This is a genomic window from Pseudomonas benzopyrenica, assembly GCF_036884265.1.
Lineage (GTDB): Bacteria > Pseudomonadota > Gammaproteobacteria > Pseudomonadales > Pseudomonadaceae > Chryseomonas > Chryseomonas benzopyrenica.
This window is the reverse complement of sequence record NZ_CP145723.1, coordinates 3,482,191-3,509,162: the sequence shown is the minus strand read 5'-3', so window position 1 is coordinate 3,509,162 and position 26,972 is coordinate 3,482,191. Positions and strand designations below refer to the sequence as shown.

The 26,972-nt window shown below is 66.6% G+C and carries 28 protein-coding genes; 11 read left to right on the top strand and 17 right to left on the bottom strand.

The features are described from left to right. Positions 1-15 precede the first annotated feature (15 nt). Positions 16-864, top strand: a complete 849-nt coding sequence (locus tag V6W80_RS16605; RefSeq protein ID WP_338544848.1) for a CAP domain-containing protein — start codon at positions 16-18, stop codon at positions 862-864. Here the strand turns inward: V6W80_RS16605 and V6W80_RS16600 are convergent. Both V6W80_RS16600 and copM read right to left on the bottom strand, forming a co-directional pair. Beyond that, positions 861-1,241, bottom strand: coding sequence for a VOC family protein (locus tag V6W80_RS16600; RefSeq protein WP_338547460.1), 381 nt, complete (start codon positions 1,239-1,241; stop codon positions 861-863). The genes V6W80_RS16605 and V6W80_RS16600 overlap by 4 nt on opposite strands. A gap of 61 nt (positions 1,242-1,302) precedes the next feature. Continuing rightward, positions 1,303-1,638, bottom strand: coding sequence for a CopM family metallochaperone (gene copM, locus V6W80_RS16595; protein WP_017641945.1), 336 nt, complete (start codon positions 1,636-1,638; stop codon positions 1,303-1,305). A 417-nt stretch (positions 1,639-2,055) separates the two neighbouring features. Between copM and V6W80_RS16590 the strand changes: the two genes are divergently transcribed. Both V6W80_RS16590 and V6W80_RS16585 read left to right on the top strand, forming a co-directional pair. Next, entirely contained in the window at positions 2,056-3,246 is a 1,191-nt protein-coding gene (locus V6W80_RS16590; RefSeq protein WP_064307474.1) for a sugar transporter, read from the top strand. Positions 3,247-3,403: 157 nt separating this feature from the next. After that, complete coding sequence (locus V6W80_RS16585) at positions 3,404-3,871, top strand: DUF4442 domain-containing protein (protein ID WP_173149373.1); 468 nt, start codon at positions 3,404-3,406, stop codon at positions 3,869-3,871. 196 nt (positions 3,872-4,067) lie between these two features. On the opposite strand, the gene V6W80_RS16580 is transcribed toward V6W80_RS16585, so the two are convergent. After that, entirely contained in the window at positions 4,068-6,461 is a 2,394-nt protein-coding gene (locus V6W80_RS16580; RefSeq protein ID WP_338544847.1) for a DEAD/DEAH box helicase, read from the bottom strand. 180 nt (positions 6,462-6,641) lie between these two features. Here V6W80_RS16580 and V6W80_RS16575 point away from each other — a divergent pair, with 180 nt between their 5' ends. From V6W80_RS16575 to V6W80_RS16565, 3 genes are all read left to right on the top strand, one after another. Next, positions 6,642-8,003, top strand: a complete 1,362-nt coding sequence (locus V6W80_RS16575; RefSeq protein ID WP_026083945.1) for a cation:proton antiporter — start codon at positions 6,642-6,644, stop codon at positions 8,001-8,003. Between the two features lie 29 nt (positions 8,004-8,032). After that, the gene (gene trhA / locus V6W80_RS16570; protein ID WP_338544846.1) at positions 8,033-8,659 is read left to right on the top strand and encodes a PAQR family membrane homeostasis protein TrhA; all 627 of its coding nucleotides are present in this window, start codon (positions 8,033-8,035) and stop codon (positions 8,657-8,659) included. Positions 8,660-8,803: 144 nt separating this feature from the next. Continuing rightward, on the top strand, positions 8,804-9,202 hold the full coding sequence (locus V6W80_RS16565) for a septal ring lytic transglycosylase RlpA family protein (protein WP_338544845.1): 399 nt from the start codon (positions 8,804-8,806) through the stop codon (positions 9,200-9,202). Between the two features lie 6 nt (positions 9,203-9,208). On the opposite strand, the gene V6W80_RS16560 is transcribed toward V6W80_RS16565, so the two are convergent. Beyond that, the gene (locus tag V6W80_RS16560) at positions 9,209-10,225 is read right to left on the bottom strand and encodes a GGDEF domain-containing protein (protein WP_338544844.1); all 1,017 of its coding nucleotides are present in this window, start codon (positions 10,223-10,225) and stop codon (positions 9,209-9,211) included. 246 nt (positions 10,226-10,471) lie between these two features. On the opposite strand from V6W80_RS16560, the gene V6W80_RS16555 reads away from it, so the two are divergent. Together V6W80_RS16555 and V6W80_RS16550 are read left to right on the top strand one after the other, a co-directional pair. Next, on the top strand, positions 10,472-11,104 hold the full coding sequence (locus tag V6W80_RS16555) for a DJ-1/PfpI family protein (RefSeq protein WP_338544843.1): 633 nt from the start codon (positions 10,472-10,474) through the stop codon (positions 11,102-11,104). Beyond that, positions 11,098-11,721, top strand: a complete 624-nt coding sequence (locus tag V6W80_RS16550) for a glutathione S-transferase family protein (protein ID WP_338544842.1) — start codon at positions 11,098-11,100, stop codon at positions 11,719-11,721. Before V6W80_RS16555 ends, V6W80_RS16550 begins: the two co-directional genes overlap by 7 nt. 40 nt (positions 11,722-11,761) lie before the next feature. Here the strand turns inward: V6W80_RS16550 and V6W80_RS16545 are convergent, their stop codons facing one another. The 8 genes from V6W80_RS16545 to V6W80_RS16510 all read right to left on the bottom strand — a co-directional run bounded on the left by V6W80_RS16545 (position 11,762) and on the right by V6W80_RS16510 (position 18,711). Next, complete coding sequence (locus V6W80_RS16545; RefSeq protein ID WP_058768542.1) at positions 11,762-12,109, bottom strand: cupin domain-containing protein; 348 nt, start codon at positions 12,107-12,109, stop codon at positions 11,762-11,764. A gap of 102 nt (positions 12,110-12,211) precedes the next feature. Further along, the gene (locus V6W80_RS16540) at positions 12,212-13,240 is read right to left on the bottom strand and encodes an ABC transporter substrate-binding protein (protein ID WP_257705572.1); all 1,029 of its coding nucleotides are present in this window, start codon (positions 13,238-13,240) and stop codon (positions 12,212-12,214) included. Further along, positions 13,231-14,367: an NAD(P)/FAD-dependent oxidoreductase gene (locus tag V6W80_RS16535; protein ID WP_338544841.1), complete on the bottom strand. Its 1,137-nt coding sequence runs from the start codon at positions 14,365-14,367 to the stop codon at positions 13,231-13,233. The genes V6W80_RS16540 and V6W80_RS16535 overlap by 10 nt, the downstream gene beginning before the upstream one ends. Continuing rightward, a complete protein-coding gene (locus V6W80_RS16530) occupies positions 14,364-15,725 on the bottom strand; it encodes an NAD(P)/FAD-dependent oxidoreductase (RefSeq protein WP_338544840.1) in 1,362 nt (453 codons plus the stop codon). The genes V6W80_RS16535 and V6W80_RS16530 overlap by 4 nt, the downstream gene beginning before the upstream one ends. After that, positions 15,722-16,012, bottom strand: coding sequence for a (2Fe-2S)-binding protein (locus V6W80_RS16525; protein ID WP_007160508.1), 291 nt, complete (start codon positions 16,010-16,012; stop codon positions 15,722-15,724). Before V6W80_RS16525 ends, V6W80_RS16530 begins: the two co-directional genes overlap by 4 nt. 17 nt (positions 16,013-16,029) lie before the next feature. Continuing rightward, complete coding sequence (locus tag V6W80_RS16520) at positions 16,030-16,824, bottom strand: ABC transporter permease (RefSeq protein ID WP_027598975.1); 795 nt, start codon at positions 16,822-16,824, stop codon at positions 16,030-16,032. A 4-nt stretch (positions 16,825-16,828) separates the two neighbouring features. After that, a complete protein-coding gene (locus tag V6W80_RS16515; protein WP_338544839.1) occupies positions 16,829-17,695 on the bottom strand; it encodes an ABC transporter permease in 867 nt (288 codons plus the stop codon). After that, complete coding sequence (locus V6W80_RS16510; protein WP_278442055.1) at positions 17,692-18,711, bottom strand: ABC transporter ATP-binding protein; 1,020 nt, start codon at positions 18,709-18,711, stop codon at positions 17,692-17,694. The genes V6W80_RS16515 and V6W80_RS16510 overlap by 4 nt, the downstream gene beginning before the upstream one ends. A gap of 239 nt (positions 18,712-18,950) precedes the next feature. Here V6W80_RS16510 and V6W80_RS16505 point away from each other — a divergent pair, with 239 nt between their 5' ends. Next, on the top strand, positions 18,951-19,781 hold the full coding sequence (locus V6W80_RS16505; protein ID WP_338544838.1) for an IclR family transcriptional regulator: 831 nt from the start codon (positions 18,951-18,953) through the stop codon (positions 19,779-19,781). 149 nt (positions 19,782-19,930) lie between these two features. On the opposite strand, the gene V6W80_RS16500 is transcribed toward V6W80_RS16505, so the two are convergent. Further along, the gene (locus V6W80_RS16500; protein WP_007160503.1) at positions 19,931-20,398 is read right to left on the bottom strand and encodes an RNA methyltransferase; all 468 of its coding nucleotides are present in this window, start codon (positions 20,396-20,398) and stop codon (positions 19,931-19,933) included. 97 nt (positions 20,399-20,495) lie between these two features. Between V6W80_RS16500 and V6W80_RS16495 the strand changes: the two genes are divergently transcribed. Continuing rightward, a complete protein-coding gene (locus V6W80_RS16495) occupies positions 20,496-21,239 on the top strand; it encodes a class I SAM-dependent DNA methyltransferase (RefSeq protein ID WP_338544837.1) in 744 nt (247 codons plus the stop codon). Between the two features lie 139 nt (positions 21,240-21,378). Here V6W80_RS16495 and V6W80_RS16490 read toward each other — a convergent pair whose 3' ends face one another. Beyond that, positions 21,379-22,137, bottom strand: coding sequence for an SDR family NAD(P)-dependent oxidoreductase (locus tag V6W80_RS16490; RefSeq protein WP_338544836.1), 759 nt, complete (start codon positions 22,135-22,137; stop codon positions 21,379-21,381). 152 nt (positions 22,138-22,289) lie between these two features. On the opposite strand from V6W80_RS16490, the gene V6W80_RS16485 reads away from it, so the two are divergent. Then, positions 22,290-23,165, top strand: a complete 876-nt coding sequence (locus V6W80_RS16485) for a LysR family transcriptional regulator (protein WP_338544835.1) — start codon at positions 22,290-22,292, stop codon at positions 23,163-23,165. A 346-nt stretch (positions 23,166-23,511) separates the two neighbouring features. On the opposite strand, the gene V6W80_RS16480 is transcribed toward V6W80_RS16485, so the two are convergent. The 3 genes from V6W80_RS16480 to V6W80_RS16470 form a co-directional block, all read right to left on the bottom strand. Then, positions 23,512-23,994, bottom strand: coding sequence for a GNAT family N-acetyltransferase (locus tag V6W80_RS16480; RefSeq protein WP_338544834.1), 483 nt, complete (start codon positions 23,992-23,994; stop codon positions 23,512-23,514). 58 nt (positions 23,995-24,052) lie between these two features. After that, positions 24,053-25,186, bottom strand: coding sequence for a diguanylate cyclase domain-containing protein (locus tag V6W80_RS16475; protein WP_184286301.1), 1,134 nt, complete (start codon positions 25,184-25,186; stop codon positions 24,053-24,055). Positions 25,187-25,787: 601 nt separating this feature from the next. Beyond that, entirely contained in the window at positions 25,788-26,921 is a 1,134-nt protein-coding gene (locus V6W80_RS16470; RefSeq protein WP_338544833.1) for a GGDEF domain-containing protein, read from the bottom strand. Positions 26,922-26,972: the final 51 nt, after the last annotated feature.

Below are 26,972 nucleotides of genomic sequence, written 5' to 3'. Positions count from 1 at the left end.
CGGATCGGCCCGCCCATGCCTCGTCTTCTTGCCTTTTCCCTGCTGCTGACCACAGGCCTGCTGGCCGATGTCGCCCTGGCGGCGACGCCCGAGGAGGCACGGCTGGTCAGTCTGATCAACGCCTATCGCGCCACACCCCAGGGCTGCCCCGGCGTGCGCGCCGCCGCGCCCCTTGCCACCGACAGTCGCCTGGCCGCCGTCCGGTTGACCGGACGGGATCGCCTGCAGAGCGATCTGCGCGCCGCGGGCTACCAGGCGTCGGCGGTGCAGGTGATCATGCTGGCGGGCGCACCTACCGCCCAGGCGGCCATGGCCGGGCTGCGCCAGCAGTATTGCCGGCCGCTGGCCAGCCACGACTATGCCCAGATCGGAGTGAGTCAGCAGGGATCGCGCTGGCAGCTGGTGCTGGCGCGCCCGGTGGTGAGCGCGGGACTGGGTGACTGGCAGAGCGCCGGTAAGGCCGTCCTGGCCGAGGTCAATCGCGCCCGGGCCCAGGCCCGCACCTGCGGCACCCGGCGCTTCGCCGCCACCACGCCGCTGCGCTGGAATCCGGCCCTGGCCAATGCCGCCCTGGCCCACAGCCAGGACATGGCCGGCCGCGACTACTTCTCCCACACGGCGCCCGGCGGCGGCACCGTGGCCGAGCGGGTGGCCAAGCAGGGCTACGGCTGGACCCGGATCGGTGAGAACATCGCCGCCGGTGCCGGTTCGGTCACCCAGGCCATGCAGGGCTGGTTGGCCAGCCCGGGGCACTGCGCCAACCTGATGAATCCGGAGTTCACCGAGATGGGGGCGGCCTACGCCTTGAATCCGCGCAGCACCCATAGTCTCTACTGGACCCAGGTGTTCGGCCGGCCGCGCTAGGTCGGGTACTCGGCGATCTCGATCAGGTTGAGATCGGGATCGCGGACATAGACCGAGCGGATCGGTCCGGTGGCGCCGGTGCGTGCCACTGGGCCTTCCAGGATCGGCCAGCCTTCGCGCTGGAGATGGGCGATCACCAGGTCCAGCGGCTCACGGGCGATAAAGCAGAGGTCGAGCGCGCCCGGCGCCGGCAAGTGGGCCTTGGGTTCGAATTCGTGCCCACGCTCATGCAGGTTGATCTTCTGGTTGCCATAGCGCAGCGCCTTGCGCCCCGCACCGAATACCTCCAGGCGCATGCCCAGCACCCGGGTGTAGAAATCCTCGCAGGCGGCGAGGTCCGTGGTGGTCAGGACCAGATGATCCAGATGATCGATCAGCATGGCGGTCTCGGCGACCGGACTGGTCTTTCACTGTGCCAGTCCCGGGCGCGGCGCACCATCACTTGGCGTGGGCCTTGATCCAGCGATTGAGCTGATCGATCTCCTTCTGCTGGGCCTGGATGATGTCCTCGGCCAGCGTGCGCATCTCCGGGTCCTTGCCGTGCTGGAGCTGGTAGCGGGCCATGTCGACGGCGCCCTCGTGGTGGGCCAGCATGCCCTTGGCGAAGGCCAGATCCGGATCCTTGGCCTTGAGGCCTTCTTCCATGCCCTGGTGCATGGCCTCCATGCTCTTCTGCATGTCCTGGTGGTTCTGGTGCTGGGTTTCGGCGGCCTGGGCGACGCCGCCCGCCAGCAGGGTGAGGGCGAGCAGGGTGGAGGAAAGGACGATACGCATGTTCGGACTCCTGACTGGGCTGATGACGCCGAGGCTAGAGCTTGCCCCTGGGGTAAGGTCAAATCATCCGGCGCGTTTCGCTCGGAGCCGGCGCCGGGTAAAAGGTTTCGCGATGTTTTGTCGCAGCGCCAGGCGGTCGGCGCGCTGAACCCTGGGCGAAAAAGCGACGCCGATCAGGCAGTTGGCTGCTTCGACCAGGCGATCGCCATCACTGGGCGCAACTGCGAGAGGTTGTGATGGTCCGACGCAGCAGCGTAGAATTTTTACTACATCCAATTCCAATCCCTACCTACAGCAGACTTCTCGCTCGCGACCCGGCGTCGCAGGCGGGCCAAGCCTTTGCTCGTGGGTTTTCGTCGTCGGCTTTCTGACCGGAAGTCGCTATCCACCCCTTCGCTCTGGAGTAGAAGACCCCCCATGGATGCTACCGCCGAAGCCCGGAAGCCCAGCTGGTCCGGTGTCATCGCCCTGGCCCTGGCCGCCTTCATCTTCAACACCACGGAATTCGTCCCGGTGGCGCTGCTCAGCGACATCGGTCGCAGCTTCGACATGCGTCCCTCGCAGGTCGGGCTGATGCTGACCATCTACGCCTGGGTGGTCGCCCTGATGTCGCTACCGATGATGCTCGCCACGCGCTCCATCGAGCGGCGGCGGCTACTGATGTTCGTCTTCGCGGTGTTCGTCGCCTGCCACGGCCTGTCCGGGGTGGCCTGGAGCTTCGAGGTGCTGGTGGCCAGTCGCATCGGCATCGCCTTCTCCCATGCGGTGTTCTGGTCGATCACCGCCTCGCTGGCGGTGCGCATTGCCCCGGCCGGCAAGCAGACCCAGGCGCTCGGCCTGCTGGCTACCGGTACCTGCCTGGCCATGGTGCTGGGCATCCCATTGGGCCGGGTGCTGGGCGAATTGCTGGGCTGGCGCTACACCTTCGTCGCCATCGCGGCGCTGGCGGTGGGCACGGTGCTCTGGCTGGCGCGCAACCTGCCGCTGCTGCCCAGCGAGAATTCCGGTTCCCTGGCCAGCCTGCCGGTATTGTTCAAGCGCCCCGCGCTGCTGTGCATCTACCTGCTCACCACCCTGGTGGTGACCGCCCATTTCACCGGCTACAGCTATATCGAGCCCTTCGCCGTGGAAGTGGCGGGCATGGGCGGCATGCAGATCACCGCCTTGCTGCTGCTGTTCGGCGGTTCCGGGGTCATAGGTTCGCTGCTGTTCAGCCGCTACAGCCTGAGATTCCCCAATGGCTTTCTGGTCGCGGCCATCGCCGGCATCGCCTTGTCGCTGCTGTTGCTGCTGCCCTTCGCCTGGAAGAGCTTCATGCTGGAAGGCCTGAGCGTGGTCTGGGGCATCGCCATCATGAGTTTCGGCCTGGCGCTGCAAGCCAAGGTACTGGCCCTGGCCAAGGACGCCACGGACGTCGCCATGGCGCTGTTCTCCGGCATTTACAACGTCGGCATCGGCGGCGGCGCCCTGTTGGGCAGCGTGGTGGGGACCCATGTCGGCATGCCCTACGTCGGCCTGGTCGGCGGCAGCCTGGCGGTGGCCGGCCTGCTGTTCGCGGTGTTCATGACCCGCCGCTACGCCGAGCAACTCAACGCCAATCCGCTGTAAGGCTTGCGGGCGCCTCCTCGACGAGACGCCCCGGCTACGCGACCCAGGGGTCGCGAACTGTCTACCGGGCCGCGTCCGCCAGTCGTGGAGCGGCCCGGGACGAAGCGCTAAGCTACGGGCTCCTGGCGCCTTGGCCAGGCTGCCGGATGCGCTCGCCATGAATCGACTGCTGTTCAATCTCTTCGTCTGGACCAAGGTGCCCATCGCCAAGATCGCCGGCCTGCGCCTGCGCCAGCTGGACGATGCCGGCTGCCAGATACAGGTCACCCATGGCTGGCTGAACCAGAATCCCTTCAAGAGCATGTTCTGGGCTGTGGAGGGCATGGCGGCGGAATTTTCCACTGGCATCCTCGCCGACCGGCACATCCGCCGTTCCGGCAGTCGCTACGCCATGCTGGTGGTGGCCATGAGCGCCCGCTTCACCAAGAAGGCCGTGGGCACCCTCGTCTTTCGCTGCGACCAGGGCGAGGCCATCGCCGAGGTGCTGCGGCTGGCCCGGGACACGGGCGAGCCCCAGGTGCTGCAACTGCGCAGCGTCGGCACCGACGAGAGTGGCGAGCAGGTGGCGGAATTCTTCTTCACCTGGAGCTTCAAGGCGCGGCTGCCGGTGGCGACGTCTCGGTAAGAGCGGCCGGCCGGTAGCGTGAAAATCGCGTAGCGTTTTCCACGGGCAAGCCCAACGCAAGACGGTGGAAGGCCGCGCCGTTATCCACCCTCCGCGGCCAACCGCCCCCTCTCCCGGCGGGAAAGGGGGAGAGGCGATCGCGGGTAGGGGTGTCCACGTTGTTGGGCTTCGCTGCGCTCAGCGCCAACCTACGAAACTAACGCCCGAAGCGCCCACTCCGGCGCTCCCCACGCCCCTGGCGCCGGCCGCCCTTGCCCTGACCCTTCTCCTGGCCCCGCGGCCGACGGCGGCGCGACAACTCGCGGGTGATGGCGTCGTTGAGCAGGTCGCGATGCTCCTGGCCGCGTTCCAGGGCGGGAAACAGTTCGGGCAGGCTGCGCGCCAGGTGCAGATAGGTTTCCACCACGTGCAGAGCGCTTTCCAGGCCGGCGAGATCGGTTCCCAGGGGGATGCGCGGCAGGTCCACCGGCTCGCCCCGGGTCACCAGGCGCAGCCAGCGCTGGGCCTGGCCGCTGGCCGGGCCTTCCAGGCCGCCGCGGATCGGCGTGCAGGCGAAGATCCAGCGCAGCTGGAAATCGATGCCGGGCAGGTCGATCAGCTTGATCCACTCGGCCAGTTCCTCGGGCAGCACCGAGACGAAGGCATCGCCATAGTTGATGTTGCGGTTGAAGGTCAGCCAGGTGCGCAGCAGGCTGGGCTCTTCCATGAAGTCGGACAGGGCGCGCAGGTGTTCCAGACTCGGTCGCACCTGGAACTGGTGCAGGTCCACCGGATCGTCCGGGCTGTGGAACAGCCGCTTGATGTTGCGCAGCACATGGGGTTCCAGCGCGGTGATCTCGCCTTCGGCATGATGGCCGAAGCGCCCGGCGCGGCCGCCGATCTGCTTGACCTCCTGCACCCGTAGCGGGCGATTCTGCACCCCGTCGAACTTCTCGTCGGTGTAGAAGCACAGGGTATGGGCCGGCAGGTTGAGGCCCATGCCCACCGCATCGGTAGCCACCATGATCTCGGTCTCGCCGTCACGGAAGCGCCGCGCCTGTTCCCGCCGCACCTCCGGCGAGAGGGCGCCATAGACCACCGACACCCGGCGCCCGGCCATCTCCAGCAGGCCCTTGAGTTCCAGCACCACCCGGCGGCTGAAGGCCACCAGCAGCGAACCCGGCTCCAGGCGTTCCAGGGTGGTGGCGTGGCGCGCCACCGTGACCGGCGACAGGCGCTTGGTGGGCTTGATCTCCAGGCGGTCCTCGCACAGCTCGCAGAGGGTGCGCAGCGAGGGTTCGATCAGCGCCGGACCGGTCATCAGCAGGCGTTTGGTATGAGCGCTGACCAGGGCATCGACCCAGGCCCAGCCGCGCTGCGGATCGGCCAGCATCTGCACCTCGTCGACCACCACCACCTCCCACTGCTGGCGGCGGAAGCGGGCGAATTCCTCCACGGTGCAGCAGAAATGGGTGGCGCCCGGGCGGATGATCTCTTCCTCCCCGGTGACCAGCGAGCAGGGCACGCCGAGGGATTCCAGGCGCTCCTGGTTCTCCAGCGCCATCAGCCGCAGCGGTGACAGGTAGATGGCGTGGGTCACCGCCGCCATGGCTTCGATGGACCTGTGGGTCTTGCCGCTGTTGGTGGGGCCGAGCAGCGCGGTCCAGGTGCGGGTCAGGCGCCGGGCCGGATAGTTCTGGTGGTACTGGCCGAAGCGCGGATTGTTTTCCAGCAGCACGGCGAAGGCCATCTTCTCGCGCTGCTGGGCCACGGCGTGGCGCAGGGCGCGACGCAGCTTGTCGCTCTCCAGGCGCATCAGCTCCTGCAGGCGCGGGGTGCCGAGCTGGTGCAGGTCGAAGTCCAGGGCATCGGCTTCGCCCACCAGCACGGCGAAACGCTCGCGCAATTCCCGCTCGGCCTCCGCCTTGAGCGCGGCCACATCGGCGTCGCCAAGCAGACGCCCCTGGTTGGCCGCCAGCCGTCGGGGGATCTCCAGGCGGATGTCCTCGTGGGTCAGCACCACATTGAATCTCAACTCGTGGCGCGTCTCGTTGAGCACCTCCACCGCGCGCGGCAGGAAGTCGTCCAGGCGGATCAGCGCCTGGGGCACCCGCTCCAGCACGCGCTGACGATCTTCCTCGGCCATCTCGGCGAAGGGGGCCGCCAGGATGCTCAGCCGCTCGCGCACGGCATCGCCCAGGCGCTGGCCGACCGCCGCGGCAAAGGTCTCGGCCGAGTCACTGTCGGCCAGGTTCAGTGCCCAGTGGGGTTCGAGCAGCTCGCTCGCCGCGCCGCCGGTGAAGAGCTTTTCGCTGCCGAAGACGTCCACCGGATAGCCGAAGGTCTTGCTCGCACTGAGCAGTGCCTGGCCCAGCAGACGGTCGGGATCGGGCGCACTGCCGGCGGCCACCGCCGCGGCCTCGTCCAGACCCAGCCAGAAGGCCTTGGCGATACGGCCCAGGTGCGGCAGGGGATAACCCGAGTAGGGTTTGAACCAGAGTTCCTGATGCTGTTGCCTGGCGACGAAGTCGGGATGGGTGCGGCCGGCCCAGTCGAGGAAGCGTTGCAGACGTTCGAGGCGGCGTTGCTTGCGGAGGCGGTGATCGCTCATGCGAGAAGAGGCTTTCCAGGGGACTATTAAGACATGGGACCCTGGCCGGAGCCACGGGGTCACCGCGTGGTGCGCCATTCGGCAGATAGGGGGCACCGCCAAGGCCTTGGCGCAGTCTCCATCAGGAGGGTGGCGTCCGTCACCCACTCTTCCTCTCCTGTTCTGGATCACGCCACCCACATGACTTTTCTCGTCTGGGTCGGGGTATTGGGATCGTTGTTGATGATCCTCGCCCTGACCTCCGCCTATTTGCGCTGGCTACCGGTCACCACCTCGGTGGTCTGTCTGGCCTTCGGCATGCTCATCAGTCCCATCGGCCTGGGGCTGGCCGAGGTCAACTTCCAGCAATCGGCGACCTGGATCGGCCACCTGACCGAGGTGGCGGTGCTCTTTTCGCTGTTCGTCAGCGGCCTCAAGCTGCGGCTGTCCTTCCATCGTTCCTCCTGGCACGGCGCCTATCTGCTGGCCGGGCCGGTGATGATTCTCAGCATCGCCGGCGTCTGCCTGGTCGCTCACTACCTGCTCGGCCTGCCCTGGGGCGTGGCCTTGCTGATCGGCGCCATCCTCGCGCCCACCGATCCGGTGCTGGCCGGGCTGGTGCAGGTCAACCACGCCCAGGATTTCGACCGGGTCCGCTTCGGTCTCTCCGGCGAGGCAGGCCTCAACGACGGCACCGCCTTTCCCTTCGTCCTGCTCGGCCTGTTGTTACTGCAACATGGTCAGTTGCAATGGGACTGGACCCTGGAGTGGTTTCTCAAGAGCGTGGTCTGGGGCGTACCGGCTGGGCTGCTGCTGGGCTACTTCATGGGCAAGGGCGTGGGTCGGCTGATGATCTATCTACGCACCCGGCATGGCGACAGCACCATCTCGCCCAACGACTTCCTCGCCCTGGCACTGATCGCCCTGTCCTATGTGCTGGCCGACGAGATCGGCGCCTTCGGCTTTCTCGCGGTGTTCGCCGCCGGCCTGGGCTTGCGCCAGGCGGAAGTCCAGACGTCGGGGCATGCGGAAACGCCTTCCGAGCACCTGGCGCAGCCGGTGATCGGGCATCTCACCGGCGCACCGGAGCACGCCACGGTCGCCAAGGCGGAGGACATCGAGGAGCCGCGCATGGCCGCCGGCGTGATGATGGGCGACATGCTGGCCTTCGGCAGCCTGGTGGAACGCTCCTTCGAGGTGCTCCTGGTGACCCTGCTCGGCGTGGTGCTCATCACCCACTGGGACAGCCGCGCGCTGCTGCTGGGCGCCTTGCTGTTCGTGGTGATTCGCCCGCTGGGGGTGGCGACCATGCTGCCCTTCACCCGCATTGATCGCCAGCAGGGGGCGCTGATCGGCTGGTTCGGCATCCGCGGCATCGGTAGCCTGTATTATCTGTGCTACGCGCTCACGCATCACGTCACGGCCGACTGGGCCGGGACCATCGTCGACCTGACCCTGTCGGTGGTGGCCCTGAGCATCGCGGTGCATGGGATTTCCATCCAGCCGCTGCTCGACCGCTACGAGCGCCTCACTGCCCGTCGCGAGGGCTCGGCGAGACCCTGAGCCTGCTTGCGACCTACCCTGGAGGACGCATGTATCACGGTGAACGTCTCAATGCCTGGACCCATCTGATCGGAGCTCTGCTGGCCCTGGCCGGCGCCATCACCCTGGTGGTGCTGGCCAGCCTGCAGGGGGATCCCTGGCGCATCGTCAGCGTGGCCATCTATGGGGTGGCGCTGGTGATTCTCTACAGCGTCTCGACCCTCTACCACAGCGTGAAGGGGCGGGCGAAACGCCTGCTGCAAAAGCTCGATCACCTGTCGATCTATCTGCTCATCGCCGGCAGCTACACGCCGTTCTGCCTGGTGACCCTGCGCGGGCCCTGGGGCTGGACGCTGTTCGGCATCGTCTGGGGCCTGGCGCTGATCGGCATGGCGCAGGAACTCAAGCCGCGTTCGGAAGCACGCATTCTGTCGCTGGTGATCTACGCCGTCATGGGCTGGATCGTGCTGGTGGCGGTGGGGCCGCTGCTGGATCGCCTGGGCGGTGAAGGCTTCGCCTGGCTGGTGGCCGGTGGGGTGCTCTACACCGTCGGCATTCTGTTCTTCGTCTTCGACGATCGCTTCCGTCATTGGCATGGCATCTGGCACGGCTTCGTCATGGCCGGCAGCGCCCTGCACTTCGTCACCATCCTCAGGTACGTCCTGCCGGTGCCCTAGGGCGGTCTTGAGGAGTTCGTCACAGATATGGCGGCCTATGGCCATACTTTGCGAACCCTTGGGTCGCGGATCGGTTCAGAGATAGCTGAATCCACTCCCCAGTGCGTTGCTTTCCCAAAACGAAGAAGAAGAGGAAGGTGAAACGTGTTCAGCCGTCCCAGATCCCTCGTACTGCTCCTGATGCTTGCCTGCACCGCCTGCCAGGAAAAGGACGCCAAGACCGTCGCGGCGCCGATCAAGAGGGACGCCAGCTTCGAACAGCGCGGCAAGGCGTCCTTCTATGCGCGCAAGTTCCACGGCAGGGAAACCGCCAGTGGCGAGACCTTCAACAACAACGAGCTGGTCGCCGCCCACAAGACCCTGCCGCTCGGCACCCGGGTCAAGGTGACCAACCTGGAAAACGATCGCGCCGTGGTGGTACGCATCAATGACCGCGGACCCTATATCCGGGGTCGCATCATCGACCTCTCACGGGCCGCTGCGCGGCGGGTGGACATGGTCGACGACGGCACCACCGCGGTAAAGGTGGAAAAGCTGGATTAACGCCACTCAGTGTGGCCAGACCATCTGGTCTTTGCCTTGGCGTTTGGCCTGATAGAGACCTTCGTCCGCCCACCGCAGCAGCTCGTTGAGAGAAACTTCCGGGTCGAGCCGAAGCGCCCCGGCACTGAAGCTGATGCCCAGAGGGGCGGCGGCGGCCAGGCGGTTACGCAGGACTTCCAGCAGGTGGCTCACCCGCGCATCGTCCAGGCCGCGGATCAGCAGGCCGAATTCCTCGCCACCCAGGCGACCGACCTGCAGCCTCGGATCGAGCTGATCGATTTCCCGCGCCGTGGCGACCAGTACCTGATCGCCGACCTGATGACCGTGCCGGTCGTTGATCTCCTTGAAGTTGTCGATATCGAGCATGACGAAATGCGCAGGCGTCTGCCCGCTCTCGCCGCGAGCCTCGTCCAGCTGCTGCAGGAGCTTGCGGCGATTGGCGATCCCGGTCAGTTCGTCGGTTTCCGCCAGGATCCGATAGCGCTCCTTGAGAATGAAGGTCCGTCGCATCCATTGGCTGTTGGCGTGGTTGTAGGCGATGCCGATGGCCAGGGTGGCACTGGCCAGCAACCAGACCAGGTGTATTGGCATGGCGGTGGGAACCAGCTGGGTCTGACCGATGAACAGGATGAAGGCGGCGCCGGCGAGCGTGATCAGGTAGTGGGAGAGACGATAGGTCATGCCGCAGGTGCCCAGGACGATGATCACGGCGATGGGCAGATTCCAGTAGTGGCCCACGGCGCCGCCATCCTGGATCTGGATGCGAAAGGCGAGGGCGAGCGCCCAGATGTTGCCGGTAAAGGTAAGACTCATCATGCGCGCGCTGCGTGCAACGCTGAGCAGGGCGCTGATCGCCAGCAACAGCAGCATCACGGCGAAGTAGCGCGGCTTGTAGGGGCTGCCGATCAGCGGATTGCTCCACAGACTCAGCGGCCATAGCGCCAGCATCAGAGGCTGCAATACCTGCAGGGGGGTGCGCAGCACCCGCCGGACATGCTGTTCATAACGAATATCGTCGTCCATCGACATCTCGGAACGGGGTAAGGCCGATGGGCGATGGCAAATCGGCAGGCGTTTCGGCCAAGGGGTGCGCCACTGTAATGGCTAAGTGCTAGCTCTTCCAGTGGCTCGGCGGTGCTATGGCGCGGTTTAGAAGGGTTTCCGGCGAATGGCCTGACTGTATGGCTGGCCTGGCGCGGCACTGTATCTGGCCAACTCGCCTGGATGAGACCGAGACTCTCGGCTCACCCCCGCGCACCTGGTAGCCCCATGCACCTCGCCATCCTGACCTTCGACGGCTTCAACGAACTGGACTCCCTGATCGCCCTGGGCATCCTCAATCGCATCAAGCGTTCGGACTGGCGGGTGTCGCTGCTGGCGCCCACGCCCTGGGTGACCTCCATGAATGGCGTCCGTCTGGAGCGGCAGGCCGGCCTCGACGAACTGGCCGACTGCACCGCCGTACTGGTGGGCAGCGGCAGCCGGACGCGTGAACTCGCCCGGGATGCTGACCTGCTGGAGCAGCTTGCCGTGCTCGATCCCGCGCGCCAGCTGATCGGCGCCCAGTGCTCCGGCACCCTGTTGCTGGCGCGTCTCGGCCTGCTCGACGGCGTACCCGGCTGCACCGATCTCACCACCAAGCCCTGGGTACAGGAGGCCGGCATCGAGGTACTGGCACAGCCCTTCTTCGCCCGCGGCAATCTGGCCACCGCCGGTGGCTGCCTGGCCTCCAGCTACCTGGCGGCCTGGGTCATCGCCCGGCTGCTGGGCCGCGAGGCAGCTGCCGAGGCGCTGCACTATGTAGCCCCGGTGGGTGAGAAGGAGGACTATGTGGCGCGTGCGCTCGGCAACATCGAGCCCTATCTCGACCATAAACCCCTGGAGGTCGCCTGCGCATGCTGAAGGTCCTTGGCCGCGTCTCTTCGATCAACGTGCGCAAGGTGCTCTGGTGCCTCGACGAACTGGGCCTGGGCTATGAGCGTGAAGACTGGGGGGCCGGTTTTCGCTCGGCGCAGTCCGCCGACTACCTGCAGTGGAATCCCAATGGCCAGATCCCGGTCTTGCTGGACGGCGACTTCGTGCTCTGGGAATCCAACAGCATCCTGCGCTACCTGGCCAACGCCCGGGGCGGCGAGGCGTTGTATCCCGCCGCACCGCGGGCACGGGCACGGGTCGATCAGTGGCTGGACTGGCAGGCCAGCGAACTCAATCCGGCCTGGAGCTACGCCTATCTGGCCCTGGTGAAGCAACAGCCGCCGCAGCCCGATCCGCAGCGCCTGGCGCAGGGCATCGCCACCTGGAACGGGCGTATCGCCATTCTGGAAGCGCACCTGGCGCAGCACGGCCCCTATGTGGCCGGCGAGCGCTTCAGCCTGGCCGACATCGCCCTGGGGCTGTCGCTGCACCGCTGGCGCAGCACTCCCATGGAGCGGATCGCGGCACCAGCCATCGAGGCCTATCTCGCGCGCCTGGCCACGCGACCGGCCTGGGCCTGCTATGCGAGCGATGCCACGCCCTGAGCAGCCCGCCGGGCAGCGCCGGCAGGCGCCGCTCGCACGGTTAGGCGAAGACGAAATACTTGCGCACCGTCTCGACCACTTCCCAGGTGCCCTTCATGCCGGGTTCGACGACAAAGATGTCGCCGGCTTTCAGGTGGATGGGTTCCTGGCCATCGGGGGTGATGATGCAGTAGCCCTCCTGGAAGTGGCAGTACTCCCACTTCACGTAGTCGACGCGCCACTTGCCGGGGGTGCAGATCCAGGTGCCCATGATCTTGCTACCGTCATCGGAGGTGTAGGCATTGAGGTTGACGGTATGGGGGTCGCCTTCGATGCGCTCCCATTTGCAGGCATCGACCACTGGCAGGGGTTGGGTGTCGCGCAGAACGGTGATGGGCGGGTTGGCCATGGCGGCTCTCCTGGTGATGGAAGCCGCCAAGGGTGAGGGGTCGCCCCGAACCGGAGTTGTCCAGGGTCGACATCCAACGGTGCGTTTGCGCTATCCGGCCGACTAACGCTCCACCTGCCGGTTCCAGCGCGCATTCCACTGCGGCCTTACCTTGTTGACCTCGTCCCAGTCGATGGTCACGGCGGTCTTCAGGTAGTTCTGCATGGCCTCCACCTGGCCGCGGGTCTTGTCGGTGGTGGGGGTGTTGGGGTTGGACGGGATCTGGTCGCCCAGTTCCAGCGCCGGCGCCTGGGCTTCGGGCGTCAGCAGGTATTCCGCCAGCTGCTGGGCCAGCTCCGGCTGGTCGTTGTTGGCGGTCACGCATTCGGCGACGTTGAGCACCACGGCGCCTTCCTTGGGCGGCGCGTATTCCACCGGGATGCCCTTGAGCTTGAGCGCGGTGACCTGGGTGGGCGTGAGCGGGAACAGCGCCGCCTCGTCGGTCTGCACCATCTCCGAGAGCTTGGCCGAGCTGGGGATGTACTCCAGCACATTGGGGCCGACGGTGGTGGGCCAGGCCTTGAAGCCGGGGTCGACGTCCTGCTCGGTGCCGCCCTTGAGGCGGTTGAACATCAGGAAGCCGTGCAGCCCGAAGGTGGACGACGACAGTGACTGGAACACCACCTTGCCCTTGTACTTGGGATCGGCGAGGTCTGCCCAGGAGGTCGGCGCCGCCCAGCCTTTTTCCTTGAACAGCCGGCTGTTGTAGGCAAGCCCTGTCACGCCCAGGCTGACGGCGGCCGCCTGGTCCTTGATCTTGGCCTTGTCGGGGATCTGCGCCAGGCTCGCGCTGGGCTTGAGCGGGCTGCACAGATTCATGCCGATGGCGCGGTACATGATGCCGTCGTCGAGAAACATCACGTGGATCGGCGGCTTCTGCGGACTGGCCTGGACCTTGGCGAGGATGTCCGCCGAGGTGCCGGGCACGATCACCACCTTGACGTTGTGCGCCTTCTCGAAGGCGGGCAGCACGCTGTCGGCATAGAGGCGCTCCATGGTGCCGCCGTTCATGCCGAGGTAGAGCGTCGGTTCGGCCACGGCGGCCAGGGGCAGGCCGGCGAGGGCCACGAGCAGGGCAGGGGTCAGGCGCATGATTGGGAACTCCTGGGCTGGGAAGGGAAGCGGGCGATGGAAAAGGCCTGCAGGCTGTGCCGGGGCGCGCCCTGCAGGATGCACTCGGCCAGGGCTTCGCCAGCCGCCGGCCCGATCTGGAAGCCCGCGCCGGCAAAGCCGAAGCCGTGCAGCAGGCCGGGGGTGGTGAGGCTGGGGCCGAGCACCGGCTGGTGATCGGGCAGATAGCCCTCGACGCCGCTCCAGGTGCGGATGGCCTGGGCGCCGGTGAGCGCCGGATAGAGTTCGGCGGCGTTTCTGAGGATGTCGAGGATGGCCAGCTGGCCCGGGCGGGCGCGATCGGCGTCGAGGGCGAAACCGCGTCCACCGCCCAGCACGCAATTGCCACGGGCCACCTGGCGGGCATAGATGCCGCCGCCTTCCACGCCGGTGCTGGCGGTCATGAACAGGGGCAGTGGTTCGGTCACCAGCATGGCCGGGTGGGCCGCGGTGAGGGGGACCGGCTCGCCGAAGCGGGCGGCCAGCTCCGCGGCCCAGGCGCCGGCGCAATTCAGCAGCCAGGGCGCGCTCAAGGTCAGGCCGCTGTCGGTGCGAAGCTGGAAGCGCTGGCCGTCGTGCTCGACGACGGTCACGGCGGTCCGTTCGAGGAGTCGGGCGCCCGCCCGGGCAGCCGCCTGGGCGAAGGCCGGCGAGACCAGGCGTGGATTGGCGTGGCCGTCCTCCGGGCAGAAGGAGGCGCCCACGGCGATGTCGCCGACCCAGGGAAAGCGGCGACGCAATTCGCCGCGGTCGAGCAGTTGCAGATCGAGGTCGAAGCCCTGGCTGGCCTGGGCATAGGCCTGCAGGGAGGCGAAGTCGGTCTCGCTACGGGCCAGCTTGAGATGGCCGGATTTGAGGTATTCGCCATCGGTACCCAGCAGGTCCTGCAGACCGCCCCAGATCTCATGGGCGCGACTGGACAGCGGCAACTGCACCAGCGGCCGGCCCTGGCGGCGCACCCCGCCGTAGTTGACGCCACTGGCCTGGGCGCCGCAGAAGTTGCGCTCCAGCAGGGCGACGCGCTGGCCACCCTGGGCCAGGAACAGCGCCGCGCTGCTGCCGACGATGCCGCCGCCGATGATCAGCACATCCACGTCCTGCCGGCTCATGGCGCCAACTCCACGCCGAAGGGCAGCGGCTTGATCGGCGCCTGGGCGCGCAACCGGCCGATCTGGTCCAGCGGGCGACCACTGGCGCAGGCGATCAATTCGGCCGCCGCCGCGCCGCAGAGGCGGCCCTGGCAGCGGCCCATGCCGACCCGGCAGGTGGCCTTGACCCTGTTGATCTCCCAGTGCCCCTGATCCACCGCGGCGCGGATCTCGCCGGCGCTGACCTGCTCGCAGCGGCACACCATCAAGTCATCTGGCGCCTTGGCGGCCCAATCCGCGGGGAAGGGGAAGGCGCGCTCCAGGCCCTGGCGAAAGACCTCGAAGCGGGTCAGGCGTGCTTGCAAGGCGTCGACCCGCGTCGCGTCCACCGCCAGGCCGCGATCGGCCAGCAGGCTCAGGGCGGCCAGTTCGCCGGCCAGTTCGGCGGCATCGGCGCCTTGGATACCGGCGCCGTCGCCGGCCAGGTAGACCCCGGCCTGGCTACTGCGGCCGCCGTTGTCCCGCACCGGTAGCCAGGCGCGATTGAGCGGATTCCAGGCGAATTCGCAGCCCAGCAGATCGGCCAGTTGGGTCTCGCTGCGCAGCGTCTGGCCGAAACCTAGGGCGTCGCACGCCAGTCGGTGCGCTTCGCCATCGGCAGCGCGCCAGCGAACGGCTTCCACGCGGCGTTCGCCTTCGACGGCAAGGAGTTCAGCGCCCTGGTGCACGGGCACGCCGTGCAGCGCCAGCCAGCTGCGGTAATAGAGGCCCTTGGCGAAGGTGGCCGGCTGGCCGAGCAGCGCCGGGGTGGCCGCGGCCTGGTCGCGAAAGGGGGCGCTGTCCAGCACGGCCAGCGGCTTGGCCCCGGCCTTGGCGTATTGATAGGCGACCAGATAGAGCAACGGGCCGGTACCGGCCAGCACCGGTCGGCTGCCGATGGCGCAGCCCTGGAACTTGAGCGCCACCTGGGATGCGCCCAGGCTGTAGACGCCCGGCAGGGTCCAACCCGGCACCGGCAGGATGCGGTCGGTGGCACCGGTGGCGACGATCACCTGGTCGAAGGCCAGACGATCGACGTAGCGGCCCTGGCTCAGGGTATCCAGAGCGCTTTGCTCGGCATTCCACACCAGGGTGTCGGGTCGATAGTCCAGCGTCGTCTGCATCTCGGTCAAAGCACCGTGCAGCGCCTGGGCCTTGCCCGCTTCGAAGCCGTACAGCGCCTTGCTCGGACGCTGGAAATTGCCCGGTTGCTGGCGATAGATCTGGCCGCCGCCGCGGGCGCTTTCGTCCAGCAGCACTGGCTCTAGGCCATGGGCGACCAGGGTCTGGGCCGCGCGAATGCCCGCCGGCCCGGCGCCCACCACCACGACGGCGCTCACAGCGGCCGCCCTGGATCGCGGCTGACCTGCTGGCCCGCTTCGAGAAAGGTGGCGCAGGCACGCACCCGGCGGCCGTCGGCCAGGCGCACCCAGCAGTCCTGGCAGGCGCCCATCAGGCAGAAGCCGGCGCGGGGTTCGCCGCCGAAGTCGCTACCGCGCAGGTGATCGCTCTGGGTCAGGATGGCGGTGAGCAGGGTATCGCCCTGCAGGCCCTCGGCCGGCTGGCCGTCGAGGGTGAAGGCCAGGGTTGGGCGGTCGCGTTCGGCCACCCGCTTGAGCAGTGCCATGGACGGGTCTCGGCTATTCATTGTTTGCCCACCAGCACGCGATCCAGGCCATAGATGCGGTCGAGCAGGATCATGGTGGCCGCGGTCAGGGCGATCACCAGCGCCGACACCGCCGCCATCATCGGATCGATGGATTCGGTGGCGTAGACGTACATCCGCACCGGCAGGGTCTGGGTCGCCGGAGAGGTGACGAAGATCGACAGGGTCACCTCGTCGAAGCTGTTGATGAAGGCCAGCAGCCAGCCGCCGGCCACCCCGGGCAGGATCATCGGCAGGGTGATGCGGCAGAACAGCGTGGTGCGACTGGCGCCCAGGCTCTCGGCCGCCTGCTCGGCGCTGCGGTCGATGCCGATGGCGGCGGCGATCACCAGGCGCAGCACATAGGGAGTGATCACCACCACATGGGCCAGCACCAGCCAGCTGAAACTGCCGTTCACCCCCAGCAGGGCGAACAGCCGCAACATGGCCACGCCCAGCACCAGGTGCGGGATGATGATCGGCGAGAGGAACAGGCCGTTGAGAAAGCCCTGGCCAGGAAAGCGATAGCGGGTGATGGCCAGCCCCGCCGGCACCGCGATCAGCGTCGCCAGGGTGGCCGACAGCGCCGCCAGCTGCAGGCTGTTGTAGAAGGCGGTGAGGAAGTCCGCCCGCTCGAACACGGCGGCGAACCAGCGCAGCGAGAAGCCGGCGGTGGGCAGGCTGAGGGTGTTCTCCGGGGTGAAGGCCACCAGGCAGACCACCACCAGCGGCGCCAGCATGAAGACCATCACCAGGGTATGGAAGGCGAGCCCGAGCGGGCCGTTGCGGGTCATGCGGTCAGACTCCCAGGGCACGTTTGTAGCGGCGTTCCACCAGGCGATTCCAGCCCAGCATCACCAGCAGGTTGAGCAGCAGCAGGGCCACCGCCAGGGTGGCGCCCATCGGCCAGTTCAGCTCGGCCAGGTACTGGTCGTAGATCAGGGTGGCGACCATCTTCAGCCGGCGTCCGCCCAACAGACCGGGGATGGCGAAGGAACTGGCGGCCAGGCCGAAGACGATCAGCGTTCCGGAGAGCACCCCGGGCATCACCTGGGGCAGCACGATGCGCCGCAGCACCGTCAGGTGACTGGCACCCAGCGACAGCGCGGCCTGTTCGGCGGCGGGATCGAGCTTCTGCAGCGAGGTCCACACCGGGATGATCATGAACGGCAGCATCACGTGGACCAGGCCGACGATCACCGCGAAGGGGGTGTAGAGCAGCTTCAGCGGCCGCCCGCCCAGGGCCACGATGGCCTGGTTGACCAGGCCATCGGCGCCCAGCAGCAGACTCCAGCCGAAGGCGCGCACCACCACCGAGATCAACAGCGGTGTCAGCACCAGGATCAGGAAGATCGAGCGCCAGGGCGCGCCCATGCGACTGAGGACGAGGGCCTCCGGTACCCCGATCAGCACGCAGAGCAGGGTGACCAGGGCGCTGATCCAGAAGGTGCGCAGAAAGATCTCGTAGAAATAGGGATCGCCCAGCAGGCTCAGGTAGTGGGCCAGGGTGTAGCTGCCTTCCTTGATCCCGGTCTCGTAGTCGAAGACGTTGAAGGACAGCGCCAGGGTCAGGGCCAGGGGCGCCAGCAGCAGCCCGGCGAACAGCACCAGGGCCGGGGCGCTGAGCAGATAGGCGCGACCGGTGCCGCGCAGCAGGGTGCTCATGCCGCGGCCTCCGCGGCTTCCAGGCGGCGCAGCAGACCGTCGTCCCAGTGCAGCCCGACGCGCTGGCCCTCGTCCAGCGGCGGCAGTCCGTCGTTGCTGCGCAGCACCGACACCTCGCCCAGCGCCGTCTCCAGGCGGTACAGCCACTGGCTGCCAAGGAAGAAGCGGGTCAGCACCCGCCCTTGCAGACGTCCCTCACCGGCGGGCCGCAACTCGATCTTTTCCGGCCGCAGCGAGATCGCCAGGGCGCCGCCGGCGGCGATCTGCGGCCGACCCTGGGCATCCAGGCTGCCGGGCAGCAGGTTGGCCTTGCCGACGAAATCGGAGATGAATCTGTTGCGCGGGTGTTCGTAGAGCCGATAGGGCGCATCCACCTGGGTGATGCGGCCAGCTTCCATCACCACCACCCGGTCGCTGATGGACAGCGCCTCGGACTGGTCGTGGGTCACCATCAGGGTGGTGATGCCCACCTCGCGCTGGATGCGGCGGATCTCGAACTGCATCTCCTCGCGCAGATGGGCGTCCAGGTTGGACAGCGGTTCGTCCAGCAGCAGCACCGGTGGTGCTATCACCAGCGCTCGGGCCAGGGCCACCCGCTGGCGCTGACCGCCGGAGAGTTCGCGGGGATAGCGCTCGGCATGCTGACCCAGATGCACCAGGCCCAGGGCCTCCTCGACGCGCCGCGCCAGTTCGGCGCCCGCCACCTTGCGCATGCGCAGGCCGAAGGCAACGTTGTCGCGCACCGTCATGTGGGGAAACAGCGCATAGCTCTGGAAGACCACCCCGAGGCCGCGACTGGCCGGCTTGGCGTGGGTGATGTCCTGGCCGTCGAGCAGGATGCGCCCGCTGCTGACGTCGACGAAGCCGGCGATCATCTGCAGGGTGGTGGTCTTGCCGCAGCCGGAGGGGCCGAGCAGGGAGACGAATTCGCCGCGCTCGATGGCCAGGGTCGAACCGGCCACCGCGTAGCTGTCGCCGTAGCGCTTGCTGAGGTTGTCGAGAGTCAGGAAAGCCATGGCCGCAATGCTCCTCCGGTCGCGCCCACGGGAGGGGTGGGCAAGGTGTGGGCAGGGCGAAAGACAGCCTGGATCTGGGACGTTGGCGCTCGCTCGACTGGCGGCGTCCGGTGATTGTGAGTATCGCCCTATGGACCTGAAGGTAAGGGCGACCTAGGATGCCGGACAAGCAGGTTTTTCACTGGATGAACTCTTTTTTCAGATTTATTCACTCAGTGAAATATTTCGGAGCGCTGCAGATGGAAGATTCCAGTGAAAGAAAGGCGACGGCAGGCGAGGTAGGCGTTGGCGCCATCAGCCGGGTGTTCGCCGTGGTGCGCGCCTTGGGCGAGGGAGATCTCGAAGGCGAAAAGGTCACCCGTCTGGCCGAGCGCGTAGGCCTGTCGCAACCCACCACCCACCGGCTGCTGCGCGGCCTGGTGGAGGAGGGCATGGTCGAGCAGTGCGCCCGTAGCAAGAGATACCGGCTGAGCCTGGACTTCTTCGCCCTGGCGGCTAGCGCTGGCCAGGTTGGCAACCTGCGCGACCTGGCGCGGCCGAGTCTGCTGCGGCTGTCGGCGTCCCTGGGCGATTCCCTGTTCCTGCTGGCGCGTAGCGGCTTCGACGCCATGTGCCTGGACCGCAGCGAGGGGCCCTATCCGATCCGCACCTTCACTGGCGACATCGGCGGTCGCGTGCCCCTGGGCGGCGGCCAGGGCGCCCTGGCGATCCTGGCCTTCCTGCCCGAGGAAGAACGCGAAGAGGTGATCCGCTACAACCTGCCCCGGCTGCGCGATGCCCATCATTACGACGAGGTGCTGCTGCGCGCCGAGATCGACAACGTCCGCCAGCAGGGCTACGCCGCGCGCAACACCGGGGTGCTGGCCGGCATGGCGGGCCTCGCCGTGCCCATCCTCGACCGCAACGGCCGGGCGGTGGCGGCCCTGAGCGTGGGCACCCTGAGCGAACGCCTCAACCCCCAGCGCCTGCCCACGGTGATCGAACTGCTCCGCCGCGAAGCCGGGGTGATCGCCGCGCGCATCAACCCCTTCGATCCGGTCTTGCGCCGGCCGACCCAGGGGTTTGGTTGAAGACGTTGGGACTTGTCTGAAAAGTCGCCGAGCGAAGGTGAGGCAAGGCAAAAATCAGCGAGGAAGCGGAGTTTACGAGTGGTAAATGAGCATTCCGAGCTGATTTTTAACGCAGCATCACCGATGCGCAGGCAGTTTTCAGGCAAGGCCTAGAACAGCGGACCGGAGCGGGTGTTGTTGCCCTTCGCCAGCCGGTCATAGAGCACCACGTTGACCGTGGCCGCCAGATTCATGCAGCCCTGGGTGGGGATGTACACCACGTCCTCGCACCAGTCGCGCAGCTCCTGGCTCAACGAACCGTCCTCGGCGCCGAACAGGTAGAGCGCGCGATCGGGATGGGTGTATTCGGGCAGCGGCCGGGCGCCGTCGACCAGCTCCACCGCCACCGGCACGCATCCCAGCGGCAGGATGCGGCGCAGGTCATCGATGTTGATCAGCGGGATGTCCTGGTGGACCTTTTTGGTATCGGTGACGAAGTCCTTGGCGCGGTCGTAGCGGGTGCCGGTATAGAACACCGAGGCCACTCCGTAGCAACCCGCCGCTCTCATGATGGACCCGACGTTGGACGGCGACTTGGGGTTGCTCAGGCCGATGCAGGCGTATCTCTTGTTGCTCACGTCAGGGGACTCTCGGGAAAACCGCCAGTATAAGGCGTCGAAGGTTGCAGAAACCGACTAAGATGCGCGCCCGCGTCTCCAGCCCCGAGCCCCTGCGATGTCCGCCACCGCCCTCTATACCGACCTGTCGGCCTACTACGACCTGCTCTGCGCCGACATCGACTACCGGGCCCAGAGCCAGGCGGTGCTGCGCCTGCAGCGGCTGTTCGGCAACGGCGGCACTCGTCACCTGGATCTCGCCTGCGGCACCGGGCCCCATGTCAGGCATTTCCTCGATGCCGGCTATCGGAGCAGCGGGCTGGACCTCAATCCGCCGATGCTGGCCCAGGCCGCGCTGCGTTGCCCCGAGGCGGACTTCTCCTGCCAGGACATGTGCGCCTTCGAGCTGGAGCAGCCGGTCGATCTGATCACCTGCTTTCTCTACTCCCTGCACTACAGCGGCAGCCTCGCACGGCTCCAGGCGTGCCTGGAGCGTGTTCATGCCGCTCTGACCCCCGGCGGCCTGTTCTGCTTCAACGCCGTGGACAAGCGCCGCATCGACAATGCCTCCAGCGTCGGCCACAGCGTCGCGCGGGCCGATGGCCACTTCAACTTCGCCTCCGCCTGGCACTACCCGGGCGAGGGCGAACACCAGCAGCTCCGCCTGCGCATCGAACGCCGCCACGCCGGCCAGCAGCAGACCTGGCAGGACGAACACCCCATGGTGGCGGTGGACTTCCCCGAACTGCTGGCCCTGCTGGAGCCGCACTTCGAGGTGCAGATGCTGGAGCACGACTACCAGCGCATCGAACCCTGGGCCGGCGAGGCGGGCAATGCGCTGTTCGTCTGCGTCAGGCGCTAGAGTCTGTTCAAAGTCTCGCGAGCTAGAGCCAAACAAGGCGAAAATGCCTGAGGAAGCGGAGTTTACGAGTGGTAAATGAGCATTCCGAAGGCTTTTTCAACGCAGTTTGGCCGACGCGCAGCAGACTTTGTACAGAGTTTTAGTGGGCATGGGCGTGCATCCCGCCATCCACCGCAATCACATCGCCGGTGAGGTAGCGCGCCAGCGGTGAGACGAGAAAGGCCACCACCTGGCCTACGTCCTCCGGCTCGCCGAAATAGCCGATGGGAATGTGCCGGGCGATAAAGGCCTGGCGCGCCTCGGGCGTCGGATGCAGCCGCTGCAGGATCTGCTCGGAATTGATCCGCCCCGGCGCGATGGTGTTGACCGTGATGCCCTCGGCCGCCAGCTGACTCGCCAGCCCCTTGGACCAGAACTGGATCGCCGCCTTGGCCGTCCCGGCGCCGTTCACGTCCCGTGGCTCCATGCTGCCGCTGAAATTGACGATGCGTCCCCAACGCCTTTCGCGCATTCCACCCAGCAGCGCCTGGGTCAGGCGGCGGGTCGCGGTGAAGTTGAGATTCCAGGCTTCGTCCCAGGCCGCATCGTCCGCCGTCACTGAAAGCGGTCGTGTGCCGCCGGCGTTATTGATCAGGATGTCCACCCGGCCCAGCCCTTCCTCCGCTTCCCGCGCCAGACGCTGGACGTCTTCGGCGTCGGTGATATCCGCCACGATCACCAGCGGCCGGGCATGACCCGCCGCCACGATCTCCTCGGCCAGGGCCTCCAGGGCGTCCCGCCGCCGTGCGGTGATCGCCAGCCGAACGCCTTCGGCCGCCAGGACGCGGGCTATGCCCGTGCCTATGCCCATGCTGGCACCAGTAACCAAGGCAGTCCGGTCGTGCAGTTGCAGATCCATGATCGATTCTCCAGGGGTGAGGATTTTCGTAGGTTGGGCTGAGCGCAGCGAAGCCCAACACTTCGCGACCTCACCCACACCACTAGCCTCACCCATCACCCAAATGAGATAAACGCCACCTAGGTGTAGGGATTCCTTAACAGGAGTGTGGAATGGATCTGCTCGACAGCATGCAGGTGTTCGTTGCCGTGGTGGAGCGCGGCAGCCTGGCCGCTGCGGCCCAGGCCCAGGGCATCTCGCCGACCATGGCCGGCAATCACCTGCGCGGTCTGGAGAAGCGCCTGGGCCTGCAATTGCTGGTACGCACCACCCGGCGCCAGCGCCTGACCGCCTTCGGCGAGGGCTACTACGCCCGCTGCCGTGAAATCCTCGCCCTGGTCGCCGACACCGACCGCCAGGCCGAAACCCAGCGCCTGGCGCCCGCCGGCATCCTGCGCGTCTCGGCGCCGGTGTCCTTTGGCACTTACGGCCTTACGCCACGGCTGGGTGACTATCTGGCGCAGCATCCCCAAGTCACCCTCGATCTGGTGCTGAGCGATCGGGTCCAGGATCTGGTGGAGGAGGGCATCGACATCGCCATCCGCATCGGCGAACTGGCCGATTCCTCCCTGGTGGCGCGACCCCTGGCGCCCTATGTGATGTGGTGCTGCGCCGCGCCCGGCTATCTCGCCCAGCGCGGCATGCCCAAGCATCTGGCCGATCTGGAAGCCCATGACTGCCTCGGCATCGACCCTCGCGCCCTGCACCAATGGCGCGCCCAGACCGGCACCCCCTTCGGCCCGCTGCCACCCGGCCGCCTGCACCTCAACAACGGCCCCGCCCTGCGCCTGGCTGCCTTGCAGGGCCTCGGCGTCATCCTCCAGCCGGCCTTCCTGCTGCAGGACGACGTCGCCGCCGGCCGCCTGATCCGCCTCTTCCAAGGCCAGGAACTCACCCGCCCCCTGACCGCGCTCTATCCCCAGACGAGATGGCGCTCGGTGACGGTGAGGAGCTTCGTGGAATTCCTGTTAGCGGAGTTCACCCCGTAGCGTGGAAAACGGCGCAGCCTTTTTCACGCCCGTCGGCCCACTACCGGTTCGCGGTTTGCGCAGCTTCTCCCCTTGGAAGAGCACCGAGGTAAGGGACGTAGGTTGGGCTGAGACAGCTCCATCGTCGAAGCCCAACAATCCAGAGCCAGCGTTGGGCTTCGCTACGCTCAACCCAACCTACCCCGCAAGGCATCGCGCGGACCACCGAGGCCTTGCCCACTAAATCCCCATAGAGGCAGGTCGGGATATGGGACGTAGGTTGGGTTGAGACAGCTCCAGCGTCGAAGCCCAACAAGCTGGGACCAACGTTGGGCTTCGCTGCGCTCAACCCAACCTACCTCGTGAGCTATCGCTGCCAATCGATGCCTTGGCCGCTATCGCCCAGCCGCTTCTCCATGAACACACTCAACGGATCCTCTCGATACGTCCCAAAAGGACCACGCCGCTGATACCCCGCTGCCCCATAGAGCCCCAAGGCTTCCGGCTGATAGGGGCCTGTTTCGAGCCGTGCCAGTGCATATCCGCGGGTTGCCGCCTCACGCTCCAGCTCCGCCAATAGGCGCCCACCTAGGCCTCGTCCACGACCGGCAGGGTTCACATACATCCGTTTGATCTCACCATAACCCTCATGCAACACCATGGCGCCACAGCCCAGCGCGTGACCGCCGTCATCGCGGGCGACCAGGAACAGCACGTTCGGCTGCATGAGCGATGCGAGATCCAGTGCATGGCGGCTTTCAGGTGGATAGAGGCCGTCCTGATAGGCATCCAGTTCGGCGATCAGGGCGATCACCTCGGGTTGGTCGGGTGATTCGAGGGTGATGGGCATGGCGGCTCCGGTCAGACAGTCGCTCAAGCCTAAGCGATTATCTCAAAGGCGCCAGGCCTCAACCCAAACTCACTCGCAGCCCATCCCGTCCGCCGCGCTTGGCTTCGTAGAGGGCCAGATCGCCGCGCTCCAGGAGGGTTGCCAGGCTCGCCTGGGCGTCATTGAAGAGTACCGCCCCTATGCTCAGGGTGACGGGCTCTGGCGTGTTCAAGCGGCGTACCGCCAGGGCATTGAATTGCTCGCGCAGCCGCTCACCCAGACGCAGCGCTTCGCTGTTCGAAGTCGCGCCCAGCAGCACCACGAACTCATCACCGCCCAGCCGTGCGGCCAGGGCTTGCTTAGGCAAGGCCGTCCGCATCAGATCGCTCAGGGCCACCAGCAATCCATCGCCTGCGGCGTGGCCGTGCAGGTCGTTGGCTTGCTTGAAGTTGTCCAGATCGATCAGCAGCAGGGCACCCGGGCGGTCCTGATTTACCTGTTCCAGAAGCGCGGGCGCCTGAGCCAGCAGTGCCCGCCGATTGTAGAGACCGGTCAAGGGGTCGCTCCCGGCGAGGCGCTCGATATGCTGTTCGCGGCGGTAGCGAACGGTGCCAGTCATGGACAGGGCGATCAGCATGATGGCGATCACACCCTCCACCAGGGAAATCTGGATGATCTGACCGTGAAAGGCTGTGAGATCCAAAGGTGTACCCGGGGTCAGGACGGTCGCCCCTTTAGCCAGGTAGAACAATCCATGGCCGAGCAGTACCCAGCGCAGCTGCCGCTCGCCCACGCGATTACGCCGCAGCAGCAGGGCACTTTGTACCGACAGCAGACCTACCAGCCAGGAGTTCACCAGCAGCATTATCCGCGACCACCAAGATGCCTCTGGCAGCAGCAGGAGGGCGCCCCAGACGGCTGCCAGCAACAGCCAGGCGAGTGACAGTGGCCGTTGGGTAAATCGCGATACCCCTAGGAGAAACAGCCCATGAGTACAGACCAGCAGCCCATTGGCGAACCAGATACCCAGGACGGGATAACCATGCAGGCGCAGTAGCGACAGTGTGGTACCAATGCTGACCGTGGCAAAACCGGCGCTCCAGAACAGCAGGGAGCGCTCCCGTACCGAATGCCACTCGGCTACCAGATAGCACGCCGAGGCCGTCGCCAGGGCGATGGTCAGGGTAAGGAGCGTTATGGGGTCGAGGGCCATCTGATCTTCCACTCAGCCGAAAAAGGCGCGTCCCCGCCAAAACGGCAGTGAGCAGGGAAGCAAGACATCTGCGAAGTATATCGGCAGCGACAAGCGAAGCCGCAGACCTATTCCGGACAAAAGGCATCTGGAGCAGACAAGCGTAGCGGAACGCGTTGAACTCGGGGCTAAGCGGCCTGCATTCGAGCTGGCAATGAAGGGCCTGGCTCAGGGTTCGTCAGCTACCTTTACACCGGCAGCAGGCAACTACGGCGTGCTGTCGTCCGCTAGCCACAGCACGAACGCCTCACCCGACCACCGGCACAGCATGCAGCACGTCTTGGTCGTTGGCAGCCAGCACCCTTGCTTGCTCCTAAGCGCAGCCCCGTAGCGCGGACAACGGTGCTAGCCATTGAGCTCTTCCTGAGCAGTGGACAAAGAGCGCTTGAACGCCGTCGGTTTCTAGCCAACTAGCAGCGACTGTCGCAGTCTTTCTCAGAAATAGCGGTACCAATTTCGAGATGGAAGGAGGATAAATTCCCTCGCACGTCTTAAGCGACGGCGAGTCAGCGAACTGCTGTCGTTGGCGTCCAGGACAGGGTTGATCCGGACACTACGCCTTTTACCCCACGCTTATCCGCAAGCCATCCCGCCCGCCACGCTTGGCCTCGTAGAGGGCACCGTCCCCGCGCTCTAGCAAGGCCGCCAGGCTTTTCGGCGGTTGATCGAACAGCACGGCGCCGATGCTCAGGGTGACCGGCTCGGGCGTCCGCAAGCGCTGCGCCGCCAGCTGGTTGAAGCGCAGGCGCAGGGTGTCCGCCAGGCGCACGACATCCGTATCGGCCGCCTCACCCAGGAGCACCACGAATTCATCACCCCCCAGCCGCGCAGCCAGCGCCTGGCGGGGCAGGGTGGTGCGCAACAGGTCGCTCAGGGCGATCAGCAAGCCGTCGCCGGCGGCGTGACCGTGCAGGTCGTTGGCCTGCTTGAAGTTGTCCAGATCAATCAGCAACAGGGCGCCCGGACGCTCCCGGCTCGCCTGGCCGAACAGCCGCGGCGCTTCCGTTTCCAAGGCGCGACGGTTATGCAACCCGGTCAGGGGATCGCTCCCGGCCAGTCGTTCGATGCGCTGCTCGCGGCGATAGCGCACCGTGCCGGTCATCGACAGGGCAATCAGCATCACCGCCATCACCCCCTCCACCAGGGAAATCTGGATGATCACGCCACGATAGACCGCCAGATCGATCAGCGCGCCAGGGGTGAGCGGTGGGATCATCTTGGCGAGATAGAACAGCCCATGCGCCAGCAGCACCATCCGCAGCTGCCGTTCTCCAGCGTTGCGCCGTCGCAGCAGCAGGCTCGCCCGTATTGCCAGGACGCCGATCAGGAAGGACTGCACCACCAGCATCACCTTGGACCACCAGGGCTCGTTGGGTAGCAGCAACAACCCCAGCCAGACCGCGGCGATGGCCCACCAACCCAGACTCAGACGGCCCCCGGTGAAGCGCGCCACGCCGATCAGGAAGAGGCCATGCACTAAGATCAGCAGCCCATTGGCGAACCAGATGCCCACCAGCAGCAGCCCCTGGCTGCGTAACAGTGCCAGGGTGCTACCCACGCAAATGAGGGCGAAACCCGCGCTCCAGTACAGCAGTGCCGCCTCGCGCACCGACCGCCACTCGATGGCCAGATAGCCCGCCGCGGCAGCCGCCAGGGCGATGGTAAGGGTCAGCATGGTGGGGGCATCGAGTACCATGGCGGAGTGAGCCTTTACTGCGGGCGATGGAAACCCCTGGCTATCGGAGCA